At 68.6% G+C, this 22,007-nt stretch carries 13 protein-coding genes; 7 read left to right on the top strand and 6 right to left on the bottom strand.

What is annotated here, in order from left to right; all coding sequences use genetic code 11:
- Window positions 1-432: 432 nt before the first annotated feature.
- On the top strand, window positions 433-2,808 hold the full coding sequence (locus tag CCUG20998_RS04505; RefSeq protein WP_020731879.1) for a lysylphosphatidylglycerol synthase transmembrane domain-containing protein: 2,376 nt from the start codon (window positions 433-435) through the stop codon (window positions 2,806-2,808).
- A gap of 22 nt (window positions 2,809-2,830) precedes the next feature.
- Here the strand turns inward: CCUG20998_RS04505 and CCUG20998_RS04500 are convergent, their stop codons facing one another.
- Window positions 2,831-5,470: a GH92 family glycosyl hydrolase gene (locus CCUG20998_RS04500; RefSeq protein ID WP_038578866.1), complete on the bottom strand. Its 2,640-nt coding sequence runs from the start codon at window positions 5,468-5,470 to the stop codon at window positions 2,831-2,833.
- A gap of 250 nt (window positions 5,471-5,720) precedes the next feature.
- On the opposite strand from CCUG20998_RS04500, the gene lpqN reads away from it, so the two are divergent.
- The 4 genes from lpqN to CCUG20998_RS04480 all read left to right on the top strand — a co-directional run bounded on the left by lpqN (window position 5,721) and on the right by CCUG20998_RS04480 (window position 10,081).
- The gene (gene lpqN / locus CCUG20998_RS04495) at window positions 5,721-6,401 is read left to right on the top strand and encodes an envelope biogenesis lipoprotein LpqN (protein WP_020731876.1); all 681 of its coding nucleotides are present in this window, start codon (window positions 5,721-5,723) and stop codon (window positions 6,399-6,401) included.
- 203 nt (window positions 6,402-6,604) lie between these two features.
- Window positions 6,605-7,900, top strand: coding sequence for a haloacid dehalogenase-like hydrolase (locus tag CCUG20998_RS04490; RefSeq protein ID WP_103654018.1), 1,296 nt, complete (start codon window positions 6,605-6,607; stop codon window positions 7,898-7,900).
- Window positions 7,901-8,013: 113 nt separating this feature from the next.
- Window positions 8,014-8,499 (top strand): hypothetical protein, encoded by a 486-nt coding sequence (locus tag CCUG20998_RS04485; RefSeq protein ID WP_020731874.1) that lies wholly within the window; start codon window positions 8,014-8,016, stop codon window positions 8,497-8,499.
- A gap of 61 nt (window positions 8,500-8,560) precedes the next feature.
- The gene (locus CCUG20998_RS04480; protein WP_020731873.1) at window positions 8,561-10,081 is read left to right on the top strand and encodes an alpha/beta fold hydrolase; all 1,521 of its coding nucleotides are present in this window, start codon (window positions 8,561-8,563) and stop codon (window positions 10,079-10,081) included.
- Here CCUG20998_RS04480 and CCUG20998_RS04475 read toward each other — a convergent pair.
- Window positions 10,056-10,826: a Mut7-C RNAse domain-containing protein gene (locus CCUG20998_RS04475; RefSeq protein ID WP_038581353.1), complete on the bottom strand. Its 771-nt coding sequence runs from the start codon at window positions 10,824-10,826 to the stop codon at window positions 10,056-10,058. The two genes, CCUG20998_RS04480 and CCUG20998_RS04475, sit on opposite strands and share 26 nt — an antisense overlap.
- 168 nt (window positions 10,827-10,994) lie before the next feature.
- On the opposite strand from CCUG20998_RS04475, the gene CCUG20998_RS04470 reads away from it, so the two are divergent.
- Entirely contained in the window at window positions 10,995-13,211 is a 2,217-nt protein-coding gene (locus tag CCUG20998_RS04470; RefSeq protein ID WP_050674480.1) for an FUSC family protein, read from the top strand.
- A gap of 43 nt (window positions 13,212-13,254) precedes the next feature.
- On the opposite strand, the gene CCUG20998_RS04465 is transcribed toward CCUG20998_RS04470, so the two are convergent.
- Complete coding sequence (locus tag CCUG20998_RS04465; protein ID WP_012392864.1) at window positions 13,255-14,058, bottom strand: sigma 54 modulation/S30EA ribosomal C-terminal domain-containing protein; 804 nt, start codon at window positions 14,056-14,058, stop codon at window positions 13,255-13,257.
- A gap of 299 nt (window positions 14,059-14,357) precedes the next feature.
- On the opposite strand from CCUG20998_RS04465, the gene CCUG20998_RS04460 reads away from it, so the two are divergent.
- Window positions 14,358-18,635 (top strand): PE family protein, encoded by a 4,278-nt coding sequence (locus CCUG20998_RS04460; protein WP_038578853.1) that lies wholly within the window; start codon window positions 14,358-14,360, stop codon window positions 18,633-18,635.
- Here the strand turns inward: CCUG20998_RS04460 and CCUG20998_RS04455 are convergent.
- Genes CCUG20998_RS04455 through galT form a run of 3 tightly spaced genes read right to left on the bottom strand, consistent with a single transcriptional unit; the run spans window position 18,632 to window position 21,950 of the window.
- Window positions 18,632-19,738 carry a TIGR03086 family metal-binding protein gene (locus CCUG20998_RS04455; protein WP_231389851.1) on the bottom strand — a complete coding sequence of 369 codons (1,107 nt, stop codon included), beginning with the start codon at window positions 19,736-19,738 and terminating at the stop codon, window positions 18,632-18,634. The genes CCUG20998_RS04460 and CCUG20998_RS04455 overlap by 4 nt on opposite strands.
- Window positions 19,735-20,835, bottom strand: coding sequence for a galactokinase (locus tag CCUG20998_RS04450; RefSeq protein ID WP_020731868.1), 1,101 nt, complete (start codon window positions 20,833-20,835; stop codon window positions 19,735-19,737). Before CCUG20998_RS04450 ends, CCUG20998_RS04455 begins: the two co-directional genes overlap by 4 nt.
- Window positions 20,832-21,950, bottom strand: coding sequence for a galactose-1-phosphate uridylyltransferase (gene galT, locus CCUG20998_RS04445; RefSeq protein WP_036457274.1), 1,119 nt, complete (start codon window positions 21,948-21,950; stop codon window positions 20,832-20,834). The genes CCUG20998_RS04450 and galT overlap by 4 nt, the downstream gene beginning before the upstream one ends.
- Window positions 21,951-22,007: the final 57 nt, after the last annotated feature.

Below are 22,007 nucleotides of genomic sequence, written 5' to 3'. Positions count from 1 at the left end.
GCGGATCTTCACCGCCAGACGTTGACCCGGCCCATACCACACCCGCCACATCGCCTCGCGCTGGCATCGAATTGTGCTGCACGCCAAGCATCGTGGTTACTCGTTCGCCGGCTGGACCTGCCGGTCACCTCACCGAAGTGCACCAGGTGAGCGACTGGGCCGAGTGTGGGCGAACCGAAAGCTCAAGAACCCCACCACCGAATGGATTCCTGCGGCACACCTCGACGCGGTTGTGCGGGGCCGGGCCCGCACCAACGCCATTTTTCATCCGCAACGGTTCTGACGCAGCGACAAGGAAGGTCCATGAACATCGCGGGTGGCGATTCGCGTGCGGCGGTTTGGATTGCCTAGGCCCACCTGTAATCCTGTTCCCACAGGTAAGTTGTCGGCGAGCCGTGGAGAGGGGAATCGGTCCACCGGACCGTTGGGCATATGCGAGTTGACGGACGCGAGATCACCGTTTCCGGTAGCTTGCTGCCTCCGATAACCAGACGCACCAACGACATCATCTGGCTGGTCGTAGCGGTGGTCTTCCTCGTGGTCGTGGTGACGAGTTCGGTGATCACCCGCCCGCGGTGGGTGGCGTTGGAGAAATCGATCTCCGAAATTGTCGGCGTTCTTACCCCCACCCAATCCGATCTGGTTTACCTGGCTTACGGTGCGGCGATTCTGGCGTTGCCATTCGTGATTCTGATCGGGCTGATCGTGAGCCGACAATGGAAACTGCTCGGCGCCTACGCGGCCGCGGCAATCATGGCCGTTCTGCCGTTGTCGATCAGCAGCAACCGAATTTCGGCCCCCCGGTGGCATTTCGACCTGTCCGAGAAGCTCACCACCCTGCCGGCCCAGTTTCTGGATGACCCGCGGTGGATAGCGATGGTCGCGGCGGTACTCACCGTGTCAGGCCCCTGGCTGCCCGCCCGCTGGCGACATTGGTGGTGGGGATTGTTGTTGGCCTTCGTGCCGATCCACCTGGTCATCAGCGCCATCGTGCCGGCCCGTTCGTTGCTGGGACTGGCCGTGGGGTGGTTCGTCGGCGCGCTGGTGGTCCTAGTCGTTGGCACGCCCGCTCTCGAGGTGCCCTTGGAAGGTGCGGTCCGTGCCATGGCCAAGCGTGGATTCGCGGTATCGATGCTCACGGTGGTGCGGCCGGGCGGCGCCGGTCCACTAGTGCTGGCGGCCACCTCCCCCGACCCCGAATGCCGGGCGGCTATCGAGTTGTACGGCCCGCATCAGCGCAGCGGCGGCGCACTGCGGCAACTTTGGTGGAAGCTGCGACTGCGCGGCTCCGAAACCGCACCGCTGCAGGCCTCCATGCGCCGCGCGGTCGAGCACCGCGCCCTGATGGCCATCGCGATCGGGGAAGCGGGCGTCGCCAATACCTCGACCATCGCGCTGGCCGCGCTCGACCGCGAATGGACGCTGTACGCGCACAACCCGGTACGCGGGACACCGCTGGATGAATGCACCGCCCAGACACCGGTTGGCCGGGTGTGGGAATCGTTGCGAACGCTCAACGACTACCAGATCTCGCACGGGGACTTGCGCTGCCACGAGATCACAGTCGATGAGGACAAGGTCCTGTTCGGGGGGTTCGGCAACGCCGAATATGGGGCCACCGACGCCCAACTCCAATCGGATATCGCCCAACTCCTGGTGACCACCTCGGCACTGTACGGCGCGCAGCCCGCGGTGAACGCCGCGATCGAAGCATTCGGCAAAGACACCATCCTGATGGCCTCGCGCCGGCTCACCAAATCCGCCGTGCCCAAGCGCATCCGCGAATCTGTGGCCAACGCCAAGACCGTCATCGCCGGCGCCCGCACCGAGGTCAAGCGCCAGACCGGTGCCGATCAGATCGAGAGCCAGACGATCACCCGGTTCAGTCGCAGCCAGTTCATCCAACTGGTGCTGATCGGCGCGCTGGTGTACGTCGCGTATCCGTTCATCAGCACCGTGCCGACCTTTTTCTCCCAGCTCAGAACCGCCAACTGGACGTGGGCACTGCTCGGGTTGGCGGTGTCGGCACTGACCTATGTCGGCGCTGCGGCGGCATTGTGGACCTGCGCCGACGGGCAGGTCAGCTTCTGGAGGCTATCGATCGTGCAGGTGGCCAATACCTTTGCGGCAACAACCACCCCGGCCGGCGTCGGTGGCCTCGCACTGAGCACCCGGTTCCTGCAGAAGAGCGGTCTGAGCGCGTTACGGGCCACCGCAGCCGTAGCGCTGCAGCAGTCGGTCCAGGTGATTGTTCACCTGGCGTTGCTGATCCTGTTCAGCACCGTCGCGGGAACCTCAACCGATCTATCGCATTTCGTGCCCACCGGCACCGTGGTGTACCTGATCGCGGGTGTGGCGCTGGGCATCATCGGAACGTTCTTGTTCGTACCCAACTTGCGGCGCTGGCTGTCGACGGAAGTGCGTCCCAAGCTCAAAGAGGTCACCAGCGACCTGATTGTGCTGGGCCGGGAGCCCAAGCGATTGGCCATCATCCTGCTGGGTTGCGCGGGAACGACTCTCGGCGCCGCGCTGGCGCTATGGGCCAGCATCGAAGCCTTCGGCGGCGGAACCACATTTGTCACCGTCACGGTGGTGACGATGGTCGGCGGGACGCTGGCCTCGGCCGCGCCGACACCCGGCGGTGTCGGCGCCGTCGAGGCGGCACTGATCGGTGGGCTGGCCGCGTTCGGGGTGCCCGCGGCGATCGGCGTTCCCTCGGTACTGCTGTACCGCGTGCTCACCTGCTGGCTACCGGTGTTTCTGGGCTGGCCGATAATGCGGTGGCTGACCAAGAGCGAAATGATCTAGCGCTGGCCGCGGCGCGCGCGGGTCACTCGTCATAGCCGAGGACCACAACCAGCACGGTCGATGTCCGGCTGGTTGCACCGGCGGTGGTGGTCAGATACGTCAGGTAGTACTCGTTGTCGACCGACTTGTCCACCGTGATTCCGACCCGGGTCGTGGCCGATCCATTCTCGGCGAATCGTCCAGAGGTGGGTACCACCGTGATCCCGCCGGTCGAGGACTCTCCGGTGATGGTGAACTCGTCGATGCCGGTGATCATCCGTTGTAGGTCGACCCTGACGGTTCGCGTCGTTCCGGGCGCAATCCTGATGATGGGCCGCGGGACATTGACCGTCACCGCCGAGCCGCCCGCGCCGAACGACGGTGGCGCCGATGACGGTCCGCTACCCCACTGCTTGTTGGGAACGGCGGCAAGCTCAAAGGCGACGTCGCCGCCTGTCGTGATGATCGACTCCGGAAGATAGGTCTGGTCAGTGGCCGCACCGTTGATGCGCAGCCCATTGATGTACCTCATGTGGCTGGGCGCGGACGCGCCGGGCGCGGAAAGCTGGATGAATTTGTCTGCGGGGAGGCTGATTACGGCCCGGTCGAACAAGGGGGTATTCACCGTCAGGATCGGCGTCCCCGCCGTGATCGGATACAGACCGAGTGCCGCCCAGACATACCAGCTGGACAGCGCGCCCAGATCGTCGTTGCCGGGCGCGCCGTCGGGCGTGGCCGCGAACAGGCCGCGCACTCGGTTGACCGTCCGCTGCGTCTTCCACGGCGCTCCCAGGTAGTTGTAGATCCACGGCACCCCGAAACCCGGCTCATTGCCGGCCCACAGGTAGGGCTGGTTTGGACCCACGTTGAGCTTCTTGGTGAAGCGATCCAGCCGGTTTTCCGCCGCCGCACGGCCGCCCAGCGCTGTCACCAGGCCGGCGATGTTTTGTGGCACCATCCACAGATATTGCTCGGCGTTGCCCTCGTCGAATCCGTCTTGACCAAACCCCTCCGGGATCTCGGTGAATCCCGGGCCGTCGGGGAAGAATCCCATCCGATCCCGTGGCGAGATGAAACCGGTGCTGGGGTTGAACAGGTTCTGCCAGTACTGCGACCGGTGCTGGAATTCGGCGGCGGTCTTGTCGTCGCCCAACGCCTGCGCGAATCGGGAGATGGTGAAGTCGTCGATGGCCCATTCCAGGGTGATCGATGCGCCCGCGATGCGCCCGCCGGTAGCGAATTCGCTCACCTGCGGCCCGAAACCCAACTCTTGGTAGGTGGTGATTCCCGGCCGCTCGACATAACCGTTGAGGCCGACGCCGCCCCGCGTCGCCGCGTTCACCATGTAACGCAGCGCGGTGTGAACGTCGAAGTCCTTGGCGCCGAAGGTATAGAGATTTACGATCAGCGGCACCGCATTGTCCCCGGTCATCATGCCCGTCGACGAATTCGCAAGGGGCCAGCGCGGAAACGCACCGCTCTGCTCTGCGTCGTTGACCAGTGACTGGGCCATGTCGCTGGCCTGGCTGGGGAAGAGCAGCCCTTGCAGAGCGGCCAGGCTGCGATAGGTGTCCCAGTCGGAGAAATTGGCATATTGGGTATGTCCCTGGGGCACCGTGTGAATGGCACCGTCAAACCCGAGGTATCGACCGTCGGCATCGTTGAAGGTGTTGGGGTGCAACAGTGAACGGTAGAGGCAGCTGTAGAAGGTCACCAGCTCGTCGGGGTCACGGCCGGCCACCGCGATGCGCAACAACGCCGCGTTCCACTCCCTCGCGGCGGCGGTGCGAACGTCGTCGAAACTCGCCGCCCCCTCGGCCGCGAGGTTCGCTCGTGCGCCGTCGATGCCCACGTAGGAGATCGCGGTTTGCACCTCGAGTGCGGCGCCGGACGGAAACTCCACATAAGCCCCGCTGCGCCGGGAATGCGCGCCGCGGACCCCGGCGTAGACCGCGTAGCCGTCCCACGCGCCGTAGGAGATGAACGGCTGGTTGAACTTCATCGCGAAGTACACGGTGTAGGTGTTGTTCTTGCCGCAGAATCCGCCGCTGGTCGCCCAACCGGTGATCGTGGTGTTGTCCGCCCCGAGCTGGATTGTCGAGCGCGAGTTGCCCGCCAGCGACGCCCCGGACTGCACCCGCAGCAAGGCCGGCCGGCCATCGCGCGGGTAGCTGAACCGGCCGAAGCCGGTGCGGGTGGTGGCAGTGAGCTCCGCGGTCACCCCGGTGGCCGGAAAGTGCACCGAGTAATAGCCGGGGACCCCCACTTCGCTGTCGTCGTGGGCAATCCGCTCGGCCCCGCGCCAAGGTTGCGCACTGATCGCGGTGGTGGTGGGCAACACCGAAATGTCGCCGAAGGCAGCGCAGCCCACCGAGGCGTGCGTCATGCTGAACCCGGTGGAACGGGGATTCTGGTAGTCGTAGCCGGCATAGTTGTCGGTGGTGTCCGGCGAGTACTGCACCATGCCGAACGGCACCGCTGCGCCGGGGAAATTGTTGATCTCCCCGACGATCTCGCCCCCGGTCCCGGTGCCGACCAGCGTGTCGACGTAGTCGACGGGGTTAGCCACCAACGACGGTTCGCCGTCGTAGGCACGCGGCGGCGCGGCCGCAATCAACGGCAGCAACAGGCCCAGCACCGCGAGGAGCGCGGCAAGGCCCCGCAGCAACCTCGGTGACCGCATACGTGTCTCATTACTGCACGCCGAGCCTTCCCGTGGGGATTTCGGCATTAATCCAGGCCGATGACAGGACAATGCGCGCCATCACATTTTCGGCGATCGGGGCCAGGGCAACCGCCGGCATCCGCCGGCTCGACACCGTTAGCACCGGTAGTTGGGGCATTGCCGCAACGCTGCGCACCGGTTGGGCTAATGTCGGTCCGGATGTCGCCGGAGCAGATACCGGGGCCCCAAAATTCAGGAGATGCAAGACATGAAGGACCTCACCGCGGTGCTGGCAACTGCGGCGCTAAGCCTGACGCTGGTTGCCTGCGGGTCTGGCACGACGAGTGACACCAAGACCTCCACATCGACGTCCACGTCCACGTCGACGTCCACCACGACGTCGGCGACCAGCCCAACACCGGGCGCCCAAGCCAACTACACGATCGCTGACTACATCCGGGACAACGACATCCAGGAAACCCCCGTGCACCACGGCGACCCCGGATCCCCGAACATCGATCTGCCGGTGCCCGACGGCTGGCAACTGCTACCCGAAGGCTCGGGCGCACCCTACGGTGGCATCGCCTACACCCAACCCGCTGATCCCAGCGACCCGCCCACCATCGTGGCGATCTTGTCCAAACTCACCGGCAACGTCGAGGCCGCCAAGATTCTCGAATTCGCCCCGGGCGAGCTGAAAAACCTGCCCGGGTACGAGGGCAGCAACAACGGCAGTGCCTCCACACTCAGCGGCTTCCAGGCATGGCAGCTCGGCGGTTCCTACACCAAGAACGGCAAGCAGCGGGCGGTCGCGCAGAAGACGGTGGTGATCCCCAGCCAGGACGGCCTGTTCGTGCTTCAGCTCGACGCCGATGCCCTCGACAGCGAGCAAGACGTGTTGATGGATGCCACCGGCGTGATCGACGACCAGACCAAGATCACCCCCTAGCCGGGCGCGCCAACCAAAACGCACCGCGGAGCTGCACGCACTCCGCGGTGCGTTTTTCCGATCCCGTCCGCCAGGCCGGCGTGGCGCCGTCGCCTTGCGGGGCAGCCCGACCCGCAATCAGTCACAATCGTCAGGTCGGACAAGCGACTCAGCTTCCGATCAAGCCGCTGGCCGGTGTTCGTTGACATGACGAAGGGCGCCCATTGATACCACCGACCCGACTCATCGTTGCGCTGTTGGCAGTGGCGACTCTGCTTGGCGGCGTCAGCGGTTGCTCGACCGATCGACCCACCAGCCCAGCATCCGGCGAATACGGGTCCGGCTGTCGTGAGCTCGACGCGTCTCTTGAATGGCATGACGGCGTACGCGAGTTTCTGCAATCCGCCATCAATGCCAACAGCAAGTGCACCGGCACCGCCGACGGCGCTGCACACAAGGTCGCGATCTTCGACTGGGACAACACCGTCGTCAAGAACGACATCGGTTATGCGACCAATTACTACATGCTGACGCACGATTTGGTGCTGCAGCCCGCCAACCAGGATTGGCGCAACACGGGGCGCTACCTGACCGATGCGGCCGCCGACGCGCTGAGTGCGGCTTGCGGCAAGGATGTGCCCGCCGGCGAGCCGCTTCCGACCAGCAGCAATGCGTTGTGCGCGGACGAGATCCTGTCGCTTCTTGGGGGCCAAACGACGACGGGACGGCCCGCTTTTGCCGGCAGTGACGCGCGTCGCCTGGAGGGTTCCTACGCCTGGGGCAACGCGCTGTCGGCCGGCTACAGCGCCGAGGAACTCGCCCAATTCGCCGCCGCGGCAAAGCAACAGAATCTCGCCGCCGATGTCGGCGCCACCCAGAAGGTGGGCACTGAAGATGTCGACGGTTACATTCGCGTCTATCCCCAGATCAAAGACCTCATCGCGACTCTGCAGGCCCATGGCATCGACGCCTGGGTGGTGTCGGCATCTCCCGAACCGGTCATCAAGGTGTGGGCGGGCGAAGTGGGCATCGATGACCAGCACGTCGTGGGTGTCCGCAGCGTTGCCGACCAATCCGGGAAACTGACCGCTCATCTCCTCGGCTGCGGCGGGGTTCGCGACGGCGAGGATTCGGTGATGCCGTTTGCCGACGGCAAGCGTTGTTGGGCCAATCAAGTCATCTTCGGCGTTGACGGCCCGCAAGCCTTCGACCAACTCCCGCAGGACCGTCGCCAGGTGCTTGCTGCGGGTGACTCGAACAGCGACGCCACGTTCGTGGGCGACGCGACCGCGGTGTCACTGGCCATCAACCGCAACAAAGCCGAGCTCATGTGCCGGGCCTACGACGGCCTGTACACCAAAGGCGGCAAGTGGGCCGTCAACCCGATGTTCATGGACCCGCTCCCCCAGCACCCGCCGTATCCGTGTGGGCAGGCGTTCGTCAACTCCGACGGGTCGAAGGGACCGGTCCGCGACGCCGCCGGCAACCCCATCGCGGACCAGGTCGACTCGATCTTCTGATCGCTGGGTGCCTGCCACTGCGACGCTGCTGGGCGGGGCCGGCGTGATCGCCGAACGGAGCTGTACTCGCGGCGGCACTGCCGCACACCATCGTGTTGTCCTACGGTGTTTGCATGACAGAGCAGTCGTATCCGGTGGAGGTGGGGCATCCACCGTCAGCACTACTTCGTGCCATCAACCCGGTGCTCGGTTTTCTCTTGCGCACACCGCTCGCCGGCTCACTGGGCAACCAGCTGATGGTGCTCGACTTCACCGGCCGCAAGTCGGGACGGCACTTCTCACTTCCGTTGAGCGCCCATGTCATCGACAACGTGCTGTACGCCCTGACCGGCGCCGCATGGAAGTACAACTTCAGCGGTGGTGCCACCGCCCAGGTAGTGCACAACGGGAAGACGACAGCCATGCGCGGCGACCTCATCCGGGACCCGGACGTGGTCGCCGACCTGTGTCTGCGATGTGCCCGGTCTTACGGCCCGCGCCGCGCGCAGCGGATGATGGGTTTGAAGTTTCGCGACCGGCGGATCCCCACGCTCGACGAGTTCACCGAGGCCGTCGACCGGCTGCAGTTTGCCGCGATCAAGTTGACTCCGGCCGGGTGACACTTCAGAAATCGTGCGAAATACATTGCGAAATAACGCTTCCCATGTTCTACGCGGGACCATGGCCTGGCTGTTGTGTGTGGTGATAGCGGTGAGCCTGGTCGCGTGTGGCGGTGGGCGCCAAACGACTCACTACGACGCGGCGCCATGTCCGGAGCCGAATTTTCCCGGCGTGCCCCAGGCGGAGCTGGGAGCCAACTACAGCTGCGGTTATCTCACCGTCCCGGAAAATCGCCTCGATCCGCAGAGTCGCACCATCCGACTCCTGGTGGCACGGGTAAAAGCGGTCAGCGACAAGCCCAAGGCCGACCCCATCGTCTACCTCGCGGGTGGACCCGGGGGCGCGGCAACACTGAGCGCACCCCGGGTTGTCGCCGGCGGTTTGAACGCCGACCGCGACGTCATCTTCGTCAACCAGCGCGGCACCCTACACAGCGATCCACACCTGAGCTGTCCGGAAATGGATGACTTCGCGGTGCGGGCCCTCGATTTGGACTTCGAGGCCCCGGCTACCGCGGATCTGGACGCGGCGGCCGTCACCGCATGCCGAAACAGGCTGGTGGCTGAGGGCTTTCATCTGGCGTCCTACAGCTCACGGGAGAACGCGGCGGACATCGCTGCGCTACGCAAGCAACTGGGCATCGAGAAGTGGAACGTCTACGGGGTCTCATACGGCAGCGACCTGGCGCAGCAGCTGCTGCGTACCCACCGCGAAGGCATCCGGTCGATGGTGTTGGACTCGGTGGTCCCGACGTCGTTCAACCTGATCGACCGCTGGTGGCAAGCCCCCGCAAGCGGCCTGGCCGCGATCATTGGAGCGTGCAATGACCAACCCGGGTGCGCGCAAGCCTATCCGGATCTGGCAACGGTGTTCGTCAACGTGGTCAGCACGCTGAGCCGGAAACCCTTGAAGGTCAGTACCTCTGATGCCAACGGCGACCCGGTGCAGGTCACTATCGATGGGTTCAAGGTGGTGCCCCTGGTGCTCGGCTGGAGCGCCGACCCAGCCAAGGTGACCGACATTCCGCGGATGATATTCGCGCTGGCCAGGGGTGAGGGCAGGCTGGCCGCCGCCGGGATTGCCGAGACTGTCCCGCCACCCGAGCACCGCGGCCTGCTGGGCGCCGGTCTGGCGCTGGGCACCTACTGCCAGGAGATGGCCAACTGGACCACGCCGGAGCAGGCGCTGTCGCGGGCACGAACAGCGATCCCCGGCCTGCCCGATTCGGTGCTGCGCATCACCCCGACCGGCAGTTGGATCTTCCGCGAGTGCGCCGCCTGGGGGTTGGGTAGATCCGACACTGCCGATCGTCTGTCGGTGTCCAGCGGGGTGCCCACCCTCATCCTGTCGGGCACGTTCGACTCCAGCACCGCGCCACAGTGGGCCGAGGAGATCACCCCCGGGCTGGGCAACTCGCAGCTGGTGCGGTTTCCCGGGGTGGGCCATGGTGTCCTGCCGAATTCGGCGTGCGCCCAGTCGATCGTGACGGCATTCGTCGACGATCCGAGCCGCGACATCGACAAATCCTGTGTCTGGAAAATGACGATGCCCACCTTCAGTCTGCCCGAGCCGGCCCGCTAGCCAGCTGGCCCAGGATTGCCTGCACCAGCCCGGCCAGCCGGGCATGATGGGAGCCGGCCCAATAGATCCGTCCGCAGTCCGAGCAACGGCTGAAATCGTCGTAGTGCTGGCGAGTCAGCGGCTCCAGGCGATCGATGACCTCTTCCTTGGCAACCGGGATCAAGCGGCCGTTGCACCGCACGCAGCGCGACAGGGGCGCCAACCGCTGCCGCAGGTCCAGTCGCCGTATCACTTCGAGCAGCTGTTCCTGGGGTTGCTGGGAGTGCACGAACAGGCCATGGGTGACCGCACGACGCTTCAGCAGCCCGCGGTCGCGGGTGAGCAGGATCCGCTGCTCGGCCAGGCTGATGTCGACCAGCGCCGGGTCATCGGCCACGCTGGACCACCAAACATCGAGTCCGAGTAGTCGCATCAGCCGGGCGAGCCGACCGAGATTGACGTCGACCACAAACCGTGGATGACGCAGCGGCACCGGCCGCAGCCTGCTGGTCAGCCCGATGTCGAGCGCCTCGAACATCGGGTACACGGCGATCCGGTCGCCGGCCGCCGGCCGGTGGCCGAACTCTGCGGGTTCTCCGTTCACCAGGATGAGATCGATCTCGGTGTGCGGGATGCCCATCGCCTCCAGCACATCCTTGACCGTCTGATGGCTGCGGAACGGCCGGCGCACGGTCGCGCCGCGTGCCTGGGGCTCCAGGAAGTCGCCGAGTTCGGCGTAGGCCCGGACGTCCAGATAGCCGTCCATCATTCATATGTACCGCGCGGGACGCCCGGCGAGCCCGTCCACCCGATCCGCGGCATGCTTTCCGTAACGTCGTGAGCAGCGACTAGATCACAAGAAGGATGGTTCGGGGTGTCCCGTCGAGATGACGTGCAGGACCGGCCGGCCGTTGACACCCGGATACCGGAGTCGATGGCGGCACGTTTGCAGCGGGCACAGAGCTGGGCAATTGGTTCCGACCCCGGACTGCTGCGGCTACGGATGGCCACTCGGACCACCGCGGCGCTGGGCTGTTCGCTGCTGGTGTTGTACCTGCTGACGATGGCGACCGGGCAGCCGTTGACCGTCGCTCTGATCGGTGTCGTCATCACCATGATCGCGGCCCGTTCCGTCGACGATCCCGACTCCCGACAACAGCAGATCACCATGGCGCTGCTGCCGGTACCCGCGGCGCTGTCGATCAGCGTGGCCGCGCTGCTCGCGCCGCACCTGATCGCCGCCGAGGTGGCGTTCGTGGTGATCGTGTTCGCCGCGGTCTATGTCCGCCGCTTCGGGCCGCGTGGACGGGCGCTGGGCATGGTCGCATTCATGGCCTACTTCTTCAGCCTGTATCTGCGGGCCGGGGTGGCCCAGTTGCCCTGGATGATCGGCGCCGTGCTGGTTGGCACCCTGTGCACGTTTGTGATGAGCACCTATGTGCTGCCCGACCGCCCAGAAAGTGTGCTGCGCGCCACGATTCGCTCGCTGCGAGCGCGGATGGCGATCGTGGTGGACACCGCCGCCGACACCGTGCGAGCGGGTCGGCTCGATGAGCGGCGCCGCCGCCGCATGCGGGCCCGGATTGCCCGGCTCAACGAGACCGCTTTGCTGGTGCAGAGCCAGATCGAGGACAAGACCCATCCCGCCACGCTGTGGCCGGGGATCAGCGCAGAGCAACTCGCACCGTGGCTGTTCGACGCCGAACTCTCCGTCGAATGGGTCGCCATCGCGGGCCACCGTGCCATGGCCATCGCCGAGGAGATTCCGGCCGCCACCCGTATCGAGCTGGCTGACACGCTTACCCAACTCGCGTGGGCCATCCGGGGGCCGCGAACCGAGGGCCTGCACCAGGCCGCCAGCCGGGCTCAGCGGCTCCTGGACGGTCAGCCCCCTCCGGCCCCGACCGACGACCCGAGCCAGGGCGCCGTGCGCCGCCTCGGCCTGGCCATCGTCGCCGCGGCGACGGCGACCACGGAGGTCCGCGAGCTCATCGGTGATGCCACCGCGGCCCCGCCCGATCCGGACAACAACGACGTGGTGCAGCCGGTACCCGAGGACACTGCGGCAGATGGTGGGCCCGGCGAAGCCGGGCTGGCGCCCACCACACGACAAGCCATCCAGGTCAGCATCGCGGCGTCACTGGCGATCGTCACCGGTGAGTTGGTTTCGCCGCTGCACTGGTATTGGGCGGTGATTGCGGCATTCGTGGTCTTTGCCGGCACCAATTCGTGGGGCGAAACCCTCACCAAGGGTTGGCAGCGGTTACTGGGCACCGTGCTCGGCGTGCCCTGCGGCGTGCTGGTCGCCACGGTGGTCGCCGGCGACAGAGTCTTCTCGGTCGTCATGATCTTCGCGTGCCTGTTCTTCGCCGTCTATTTCATGCAGGTCACCTACAGCCTGATGACGTTCTGGATCACCACGATGCTGGCGCTGCTGTACGGGCTGCTCGGCAAGTTCACCTTCGGTGTGCTGATGCTGCGGATCGAGGAGACCGCGATCGGCGCCGTTATTGGCGTTGCCGTCGCAATCCTGGTGCTGCCGACCACCATTGGGACGGTGGTACGCCGCGATACCCGGGCCTTCTTGACAACGCTGTCCGAATTGATCGAGATCTCCATCGCGACCATGTTCGACGACGACGTGACCGACAGCCCCACCGAGCGGGCGCGTGAACTCGATCGAGACCTGCAGCAGTTCCGGGTCACGGCCAAACCGATGCTCGCTGGTGTCGCCGGATTCGCCGGCCGAAGAAGCATCCAGCACTCGGTGCGGTTGCTCACCATCTGTGACCGCTACGCACGGATTCTGGCCCGCCGAAGCGAGCAATACCTGGATCCGGGATGTCCCCACGGACTTTCCGATGCCATCACGACCGCGGCGGCCCAGATCCGGCGCAACATCGACGCGCTGGTCACTGCCCTCGACGGGACCCAGGACGTGGCCATCACGCCCGCCGCCGACTCCCTCGATGCGGCCGAGGCGGTGGTCAGGCAGCACGCCGACGCGATCAATCGGGCCGCCCCCGGGACCAATCCGCGTCACCTGCTGGCCGCGGTGAACTCGCTGCGCCGGATCGAAGGTGCTGTCGTCAACGCGGCCGTCCATTTCGGCGCCGACGCAGACCTGATGGCGCACGATCAGCCAGGGTGAATCGCGCCGGCGCGGCTGCCGAGTCGGTCCGCAATTCCGCGGGCTAGCCGGCCGGCGTAATCAACCCGTAGTGCCCGTCATAGCGGTGGTACAGCACCCCGGCGCGGCCCTGGGCGGCATCGATGAAGAACAGAAACGGTAGACCAAGGACGCCGAGTCGCTCGGCCGCCTCCGCCTCGGTCAGAATTGGCGCCGGATGCGGGCTGATGGACAGCGGCAGCTCGAACGGGCTGAGCTGATCGGCAGTAGCGGGTGCAACCAGCGCCAACCGATAGCCGGTCGGACCGCCGCGGTAGAGGACGCCGGCCATGCCCGTGCCCTGCTCGGTGAAAAGGTGGAAATCGTAGTCGAGCAAACCCATTTCGGTGGCGGCGTCATCGACCGTGCACGGCGCCATCGTGAACGACTTGCGGCGGATGACCTCGCGTTCCTCGGGCGGACGCGGAAAGTAGGTGTCGCGTTGCCGGGGCTCGGATTCGTGCCGCCATTCGGCGCGACCGGCGTCGGGCTGCTGGCCGCGTCGGGCCTCCCAGTGCTCGGCCACCCGCTCCAGCCGGCGCCGCAGTCGCGCATCGAGCCGATCGATCGCCTCCTGCGCGGTAGCGCCATGAACCTGGGCGCGGACCAACCGCCCGTCGACGTTGAAATTGGCCTGCGCGACCACGGGTCGCGACACCGCCGGATCGGGATGCTGGGAGATTCGAACGCGGGCAGAAAGCACAGGCCGGTGCGCCAAGCGGCCGAGTTGGCCGATCTTGGTGCGCGCGTATTCGGCCGCACCGGGCAAGTCGCCGCGGGCGCTCACCTCGACATCGATAACGGGTGGCAAATCTGCTTTGTGCCGCATGACTCATTCCTACGCGGCGAATCTGGATGCGGGGCAGGGCCAAAGGTCCTCGCGCCAGGGACGGAAAGTCACCCCCGGCAAGTCCGGGCCTTGACGATCGGCCCATCCACCGCACGTCCGAGCACTGTGCAATTTGCCCTTTCGCCGCCTACCTGTGAGTGGGACTCTTCGAGCAGAAACATCGCGACCGGGATGCATTCGGCTGCAGCGTCGCATCTGACTGCAATACGCCTTGCTGGCATTGACTGGCATCGAACCTAAGCCGATAAGCGGGTTACCAGGATCTCTCGGAGGGTCACATGTCGTTCACGGTCGTGGAGCCGCAGATGTTGACGGCGGCCGCCGCGGATCTAGCGAAGATCGGTACGGCGATCGATGCGGTCAGCACCGCGGCAGCCGCCTCGACCACCAACGTGCTGCCCGCGGCCGCTGATGAGGTGTCGGCGGCCATCGCCTCGCTGTTCGGCACCCACGCCCTGGCGTATCAAGCCATTGGCGCGCAGGCGGCGACGTTTCATGACGGGTTTGTGCAGGCGCTGTCGCGGGCGGCGAGTCGGTATGCGGCCACCGAAGTGGCCAACGTCGAGCAGAACCTGCTGGGGCTGATCAACGCGCCGACGCAGGCGCTGTTTGGTCGCCCACTGATCGGCAACGGCGCCGATGGCGCACCCGGCACCGGACAGACCGGACAGGCGGGCGGGCTCTTGTGGGGCAATGGCGGCGCCGGCGGATCTGGAGCGCCCGGCCAGTCCGGCGGCACCGGCGGGGCCGCCGGACTCATTGGCTCCGGCGGCAGCGGAGGAACCGGCGGCCTCGGTGCTGCCGGCGGCGCCGGCGGCTCGGCGTGGCTGCTCGGGACCGGCGGAACCGGCGGGGCAGGCGGTTGGGCCGCCGCGGGCGCAACCGGTGGCATCGGCGGGCAGGGCGGCGCCGGCGGATGGCTTTACGGAAATGGTGGAATCGGTGGGCAGGGTGGAGCCGGTGCGCTGGGCGGGGCGGGCGGTAGCGGCGGGGCCGCCCGGCTCTTCGGCATCGGCGGGGCCGGCGGCGCCGGCGGCCACGGAATGGCCGGCACCGCGGGAACCACGGCCAGCAGCGCGGGTGTTTCCGGCACCGATGGCGGAGCCGGCGGCACCGGCGGTGATGGCGGAGCCGGCGGCGCCGGCGGGCTGTTGATCGGTAATGGCGGGGCTGGCGGGGCCGGCGGCCTCGGCGGATTGGGTGGGGTCGGCGGCGCCGGCGCTACCGGTGCCGACGCCGCCAACCCGACCACGACCGGCCAGGCCGGCGGGGCTGGCGGCAACGGTGGGGCCGGTGGGGCCGGCGGGGATGGCGGCGGCGGGGGCAAGAGCGGCTGGCTCGGCCTCGCGGGTGCGCACGGCGGCGGTGGGACGGGCGGAACCGGCGGCGCGGGTGGGGCTGCCGGTGACGGCGGCGACGGCGCCACCGGCGTCAGCGGGGGTGACGGGAGTTCCGGCGGCAACGGGGGCAATCCGGGCGTCGGCGGGGCCGGCGGAGCCGGCGGCACCGGTGCCGGCGGAGCGCGCGCCGCAGACGGCGCCACCGGCAACAGTCCCACCAGCGGCGGCAACGGCGGCAACGGCGGGGCCGGCGCGGACGCCATCGGATCGGGCCAGTCCGGTGGCGCGGGCGGCGCCGGCGGCAACGGGGGCCGAGTCGGCACCGGCGGCAACGGTGGGGCCGGCGGTAATGGCTTCCTGGGGGCACCCGCATTTTCCAGCAATCCCGGCGGCAACGGCGGCAACGGTGGGGCCGGCGGAGCCGGCGGAAACGGTGGCATCCAGGCCGGTAACGGCGGTGATGGTGGCGCGGGCGGACACGGTGGTGCCGGGGCGACCGGCGGCAGCGGCACCAACGGTTTTGACGGGGCTTTCTCAGGCGCCGACGGCTCGCCCGGCGGTAATGGGGGCAAGGGCGGCACGGGTGGAGCCGGCGGCAACGGCGGGGCCGCCGGTCTGGCGCTGGCGGCCACGGGTCACGACGGCGGCCACGGTACGGGTGGGGCCGGGGGCAACGGCGGGGCGGGCGGCTCCGCGGGTAACGGGGGCAACGGTGCCAAGGGAGTCAGCGGCGTCAACAACGGCGCCGGCGGCAATGGCGGCGACGGCGGTACCCCCGGCATCGGCGGGACCGGTGGGGCCGGCGGCGACAGCGGCGGCGGCAGCCACGGGGCCACCGGCTCCGACGGCGCCACCCCCCACAGCGGCGGCAACGGCGGAAAGGGTGGCGACGGCGCTGATGCCACCGGTTTCGGCCAAACCGGCGGTAATGGCGGTCGTGGTGGCAATGGTGGTCTGGTCGGCAACGGCGGCAACGGCGGGACGGGCGGGGCCGGCGGGACCGGCCTAGGGGGCCTGACCAACAGCTTCCCCGGCTCGTCGGGCACCGGCGGCGATCCCGGTGGCACCGGCGGCAACGGTGGCGCTGGCGGCTCCGGCGGCTTTTTTGCCGGTGACGGCGGCAACGGCGGCACCGGTGGGGTCGGGGGCACCGGCGGTGACGGCGGCAACGGCGCTACCGGCGGCACCGGCGCCACCGCGGGTGCCAACGGTCAAGACGGCGGCAACGGCGGGACCGGAGGAACCGGTGGGCAGGGCGGGGCGGGCGGGGCCGGCGGGTCCACCTTCACCGGCAAGGCGGGGACCCAAGGCGCGGGTGGGGCCGGCGGAGACGGTGGGGCCGGCGGCAACGCGGGCAACGGCGGCAGCGGCGCTACCGGTGCCGACGGCGCCACCGTCGGCACCGGCGTGGACGGTCAGGACGGCGGCAACGGCGGAGCAGGCGGGAGCGGCGGGCAGGGCGGCGCTGGCGGCGACGGCGGAGCGGGCAGCACCACCGGCAACCAAGGCGGCGGCGGCGCGGGCGGTAACGGCGGAGGCGGCGGTGCGGGCGGTGACGGCGGCAGTGGTGCCAACGGCGCGAACGGCAGCATTTCGGGCCTCGGCGGCCAGGCCGGCGGCAACGGCGGCGATGGTGGCGACGCGGGAGTCGGCGGTTCCGGCGGGGATGGTGGCGCCGGGCTGACCATGGGCGCACACGGTGCCACCGGCAACGTCGTCGCAAACGGCGGCAATGGCGGCCAGGGCGGCAACGGCGGCAACGCCCTGATCGGAACCAACGACGGCGGAGCGGGCGGGGCCGGCGGGGCCGGCGGTAAGGCTTGGCTGACGGGCGACGGCGGATCCGGCGGCAACGGCGGCAACGGCGGTTCGGGCGGCTCCAGCCCGCAGGGCAGCGGCGGAGGCGGCGGCAACGGCGGCGCCGGCGGTATCGGAGGCGACGCCGGGCTGCAGGAGGGTGGGGGCGGAACCGGCGGTGACGGCGGCAACGGCGGCGCCGGCGGCACCGGCAAGGCCAGCAGCGCCACCGGCGGCGCCGGCGGGGGCGGCGGCAACGGCGGCACGGCCGGGCAGGTCGGCGATGGCGGCACCGGCGGTAACGGCGGCACCGGCGGTAACGGCGGCGCCGGCCGCGACGGCGCCATGGGCGGCACCGGCGGCATCGGCGGCGACGCGGGGATGATCGGCAACGGCGGGGGCGGCGGAACCGGCGGCAACGGCGGGGGCGGCGGCAACGGCAACGCCAGCGGCGGACCCGGAATCGGCGGCAACGGAGCCGAGGGCGGCGCCGGCGGCAGCGGGGGCAGCATTTCGGGCAACGGCGGCGCCGGCGGCAAGGGCGGGTCCGGTGGCACTGGAGGTACCGGGCAGTTCGGTAACACCGGCGGCACCGGCGCCAGCGGCACATTCGACAATGGCGGGGATGGTCACGGCGGCGCCGGCGGCACCGGCGGCACCGGCGGCACCGGCGGCGCCGGGGGCGGCGGCGGAAATGGCGGGGCGGGCGGCAAAGCGATCTCGCCGACGGGCCACGATGGCGCCCAGGGCGCCGGCGGAAATGGCGGAGCCGGGGGCACCGGCGGAAATGGCGGCTTCGGCGGTTCCGGAGGCAGCGGCGCAGACGGCACGCTGTTCAGCAGCCTGGCCGGGACCGGCGGCACCGGTGGTAGCGGTGGCACCGGCGGCGACGGCGGAGCCGGTGGTGCGGGCGGCGCTCCCGGCACCGGTTCGATCCCGGGTAGCACTGGCGCGGCGGGTGCAACCGGCCGCGCCGGATCGGGCGGATTCGGTGGGAATGGGGGCTTGGGCTCGGCCTTCGGCCCCGGCGGCAACGGCGGCACCGGCGGCAACGGCGGCTCCAGCAGCACCAGCGCCGGCGGTGGCGGCGGGACCGGCGGCGTCGGCGGGACCGGGTTCGACGGCAGTGATGGTGGAGCCGGCGGAAACGGGGGCCAGGGTGGCGACGGCCTCGAGACGGCCGGAGACGGCGGCGCCGGCGGCGCCGGCGGCAAGGGTTCCAACGCCCCCATCGGCTTCTCGTTCGGCGGCGCGGGCGGCAAAGGCGGAACCGGTGGCACCGGCGGAACCGCGCACCTGGGCCCGTTGGCCATCCACGGCCAATCCGGCGACCCCGGCCAGTCGGGGCCCCCCGTGGTTGACGGCAACGGAGGAGCCGGCGGCCAGGGTGGGACCGGCGGCTCTGGCGGCAGCTTCTAGCTCCCCGGGTCTGCCCGCATCGGGCTGGTCAAGCCCGTTGGGTGCACCGGCCGGCGGCCGGTGAAAGCGATCAGTCGATCAAGCACCGGGGCAAAGGCGCCGACCGCCACCGGCGCGGCGAAGCCCGCGGAATTACGTGCTGCCGGGGTGATCACCTTGCTGGCGACCGTGAGCACATACTCGGTCACCGCGTCGGAGACCACCACCCGCCGATCGGTTGCAAACGCGAAATCCCAAGCATGAACCAGCAATTCCAGACAAAGAATGCCGACTGGCACCGCCGCAGGAACTTGGTTCGCGTTCAGTTCGACGGTGCCGTCCACGCCCCGTCGCCGCCACGCTTCCAGCACGGCCTGCCCCGCATCCGCCACTTGGGTTTCCAGGGGCGCATCCAGATCGCGCGGTGGCAGCTGTGCACCGGCAGCGCTGCCGATGATCGTCAGAGAACGCATCAGGTGGTCGGCAAGCTGCACGACATCGTATTGGCTGCATGGCGTTTGGCGCGCCAGGTCGGCGGGCTCGAGCGCACGCAGCACGTGCTGAACCACTGCCAATGTCGCTTCAGCGCAAGATAATTCGTCAAGCGGATCGGGAACCGCCGCCCACTCATCGGGGCCGGCGTCCCCCTGCCGGGCGGCGGCGACCAGCCGATCCAGATAGTGGCTCCAGCCCTCGGCGTGACGAGCGGCCTGTTGCTCAGTCAGCCCCTCGTGGACCAACCGGATCTCGGTGCCGTCGGGGACCGGCGACAGCGTGACGGTCACCGTCGACTCCCCCGGCGCTGGATCGCTGTGGCCTTCCCAGCCCCAGGACAAGACCAGCCGCTGACCCGGGTCCGCTTCGACAACGGCTCCCACCGCGGTGTGTCCCGGAGTCACCGTCCAGCGATACACACCCGCGTCGTAAGGCTCTATCCGAGCCGTGATGGCCATCCAGCGCCGCAGGCCTTCGGGTCGGGCGAACAGCGCGAAGCTCTGGGCTGGATCCACCGGCAGAACGACTGCATTTTCCAACGGCATGGCGCGCTCTCCTGAGACGGTTTCCGCCGGTCGAGCAGGCGGGGCTGGCTCATAGCCCGAGTCTAGGCTCTCTGGCGAGATCAACTCCGCGCGTTGCCGCGCAGCGGGCCGGCTCCCGCCGCGGCATGGGCTCGAGAGATCGCCGGCGGTGGGTAGCCGGCATCACGCACCTCGCGGTGCACCGCTGCGATGACGGCTTCCACCCCGGCTTCGGCCACCAAGGCGATCACGCAGCCGCCGAACCCCCCGCCGGTCATTCGGGCGCCCAGGGCACCCGCGCGGACCGCGGCATCGGCGATCAGGTCGATGTGTTCGGTGGTGATTTCGAAGTCGTCGCGCATCGACGCGTGCGAGGCGGTGAAGATGCGGCCGGCGGCGGTGAAGTCGCAATCACGCAGCGCGGCAACGAATTCATGCACGCGCCGGTTTTCGGTCAGCACGTGGCGGGCGCGACGAGCATCGATGGGGTCGCCGATCGCGGTCAGCGACGAGAGCTCCGCGACGTCGCGCAAGGACGGCGCGTGCAGCGCCTTGGCCGCCCGCTCACACGAGGCGCGCCGTGCCGCGTATTCGCCGCCGGCGTGCCGATGCCGGGCCCGGGAATCGATGAGCAGTAGGGCAACCCCGTGGGCATCCGGATCAAACTGGACCGCACGCACGCTCAGTTCCCGGAAGTCGATCAGCAGCGCGGTCGCCGGCGCCCCGAAAAGCGCAGCCAGTTGGTCGAGTAAACCCGTTGGGGCCCCGACGTATTCGTTTTCGGCCCGCTGCGCGAGCCGGGCCTGCTCGATCCGGTCGATCTCGACACCGGCCGCCGACGTGATCGCCCCCAGCACCGCACACTCGAGCGCGGCCGAGGATGAGAGCCCCGAGCCGATCTCGACGTCGCTGCTGATCGACATCGCGCCACCGGGCACCGGATGACCCGCGCAGCGCAGCGCCCAGATCACCCCGGCCACGTATCCGGCCCAGCCGCTCACCCCACCGGGCACGGTGTCCAGCGGAATCCACACCGCGCCGTCCATCAGGTCGCTGCTGGCGGTGAGCGCATCGCCGTGGTCGGGCACAAACGTCGCCACCGCGCGCTGCGGCAGCGCGATCGGCAGCGCCCAGCCCAGGTTGTAGTCGGTGTGCTCCCCGATCAGATTGATCCGCCCCGGTGCGGCGTAGCGGATGGTCACCCGAGTTCCCGCAGCCGCTCGGCCACCGTTTCCGGTGTCACGTCACTGATGAACGCGCCCATCGCCGACTCGGAGGCGGCGAGGTATTTCAGCGCCGTCGCGCTGCGACGGATAGACATCAGCTCCACATGAAAATAGCCCTCGCGCTGGGCTTCGGTGTCGCGGTATTGATGCAGCGCGGAAATGTAGGGCAGCGGGCCCGAATACATCCGATCGAACCGGCGCAACACGTCGAGATAGATCTCGGTGAACTCGTTGCACTCAGCGGCATCGAGATCAACAAGGTTGCGCACGAACCTATTCGGGTAGATGTGCACCTCGACCGGCCAGCGCGCGGCGAACGGCACGAACGCGGTGAACCGGTCACCGCGGGCGACGATGCGGCTACCGTCGGCAACCTCGCGTGCCAGCAGATCTTCGAACAGATTGCAGCCGTGCCGCATTCGATGCCGGCCGGCTTGCTCGAGCATGACCGAGGTGCGGGGGGTGAGGAACGGGTAGCCGTAGATCTGACCGTGCGGATGGGTGAGGGTCACGCCGATTTCCTCACCACGGTTCTCGAAGCAGAACACCTGCTCGATACCCGGCTGACCGATGAGGTCGCCGGTGCGATGCCGCCACGCCTCGATGACCAGGCGGGCATGCGCAGCCGGCAGATCGGCGAACGAGCCGCCGTGGTCGCTGGAGAAGCAGATCACCTCGCAGCGGCCATCGCCCGGCGCCGACACAAAGCCGTCGCCAACCGGTGGCGGCCCACCACTGCCCGACAGGCTCGGAAATCGGTTCTCGAAGACCACGACGTCATAGTCGCGCGCCGGCACCTCGCTGGTCAGCCCGGTCGGGCTCGGACACAGCGGACACTGATCCGGCGGCGGTTTGTAGGTGCGGTCCTGACGCAGGGCCGCGACGATCACCCACTGCCCCGTTGATCGGTCGAACCGCAGCTCCGATTGATGCGGATGCCGTGGCGGCAGCGGGCGGCGGTCGGCCACCGGCGCCGGAACGTTCCCGGGCAACGCGAAAAAGAGCACCTCACGGCCATCGGCCAGCTTCGCCCGGGTCGGCGCCGTCACGATATCGAACACTAACCGAACCGAGGCGAGGGCAGCGGCCATCCCCGCCGTTGCTGGCGTGCGGTGTGATCCCCGCCGCACACAAAATCATGCCTCGGG

It is taken from the genome of Mycobacterium marinum (assembly GCF_003391395.1).
Taxonomy (GTDB): domain Bacteria; phylum Actinomycetota; class Actinomycetes; order Mycobacteriales; family Mycobacteriaceae; genus Mycobacterium; species Mycobacterium marinum.
The sequence above is the reverse complement of the archived record's forward strand: the minus strand, read 5'-3'. Positions and strand labels throughout refer to the sequence as shown.

What these genes read in the sequence shown, in the direction of transcription:
- CCUG20998_RS04500 (WP_038578866.1), bottom strand. Translation starts at nt 5,470, where the DNA reads ATGCGGTCACCGAGGTTGCTGCGGGGCCTTGCCGCGCTCCTCGCGGTG.
- CCUG20998_RS04470 (WP_050674480.1), top strand. Translation starts at nt 10,995, where the DNA reads ATGGCGGCACGTTTGCAGCGGGCACAGAGCTGGGCAATTGGTTCCGAC.
- CCUG20998_RS04475 (WP_038581353.1), bottom strand. Translation starts at nt 10,826, where the DNA reads ATGGACGGCTATCTGGACGTCCGGGCCTACGCCGAACTCGGCGACTTC.
- CCUG20998_RS04485 (WP_020731874.1), top strand. Translation starts at nt 8,014, where the DNA reads ATGACAGAGCAGTCGTATCCGGTGGAGGTGGGGCATCCACCGTCAGCA.
- galT (WP_036457274.1), bottom strand. Translation starts at nt 21,950, where the DNA reads ATGGCCGCTGCCCTCGCCTCGGTTCGGTTAGTGTTCGATATCGTGACG.
- CCUG20998_RS04460 (WP_038578853.1), top strand. Translation starts at nt 14,358, where the DNA reads ATGTCGTTCACGGTCGTGGAGCCGCAGATGTTGACGGCGGCCGCCGCG.
- lpqN (WP_020731876.1), top strand. Translation starts at nt 5,721, where the DNA reads ATGAAGGACCTCACCGCGGTGCTGGCAACTGCGGCGCTAAGCCTGACG.
- CCUG20998_RS04480 (WP_020731873.1), top strand. Translation starts at nt 8,561, where the DNA reads ATGGCCTGGCTGTTGTGTGTGGTGATAGCGGTGAGCCTGGTCGCGTGT.
- CCUG20998_RS04465 (WP_012392864.1), bottom strand. Translation starts at nt 14,058, where the DNA reads ATGCGGCACAAAGCAGATTTGCCACCCGTTATCGATGTCGAGGTGAGC.
- CCUG20998_RS04505 (WP_020731879.1), top strand. Translation starts at nt 433, where the DNA reads ATGCGAGTTGACGGACGCGAGATCACCGTTTCCGGTAGCTTGCTGCCT.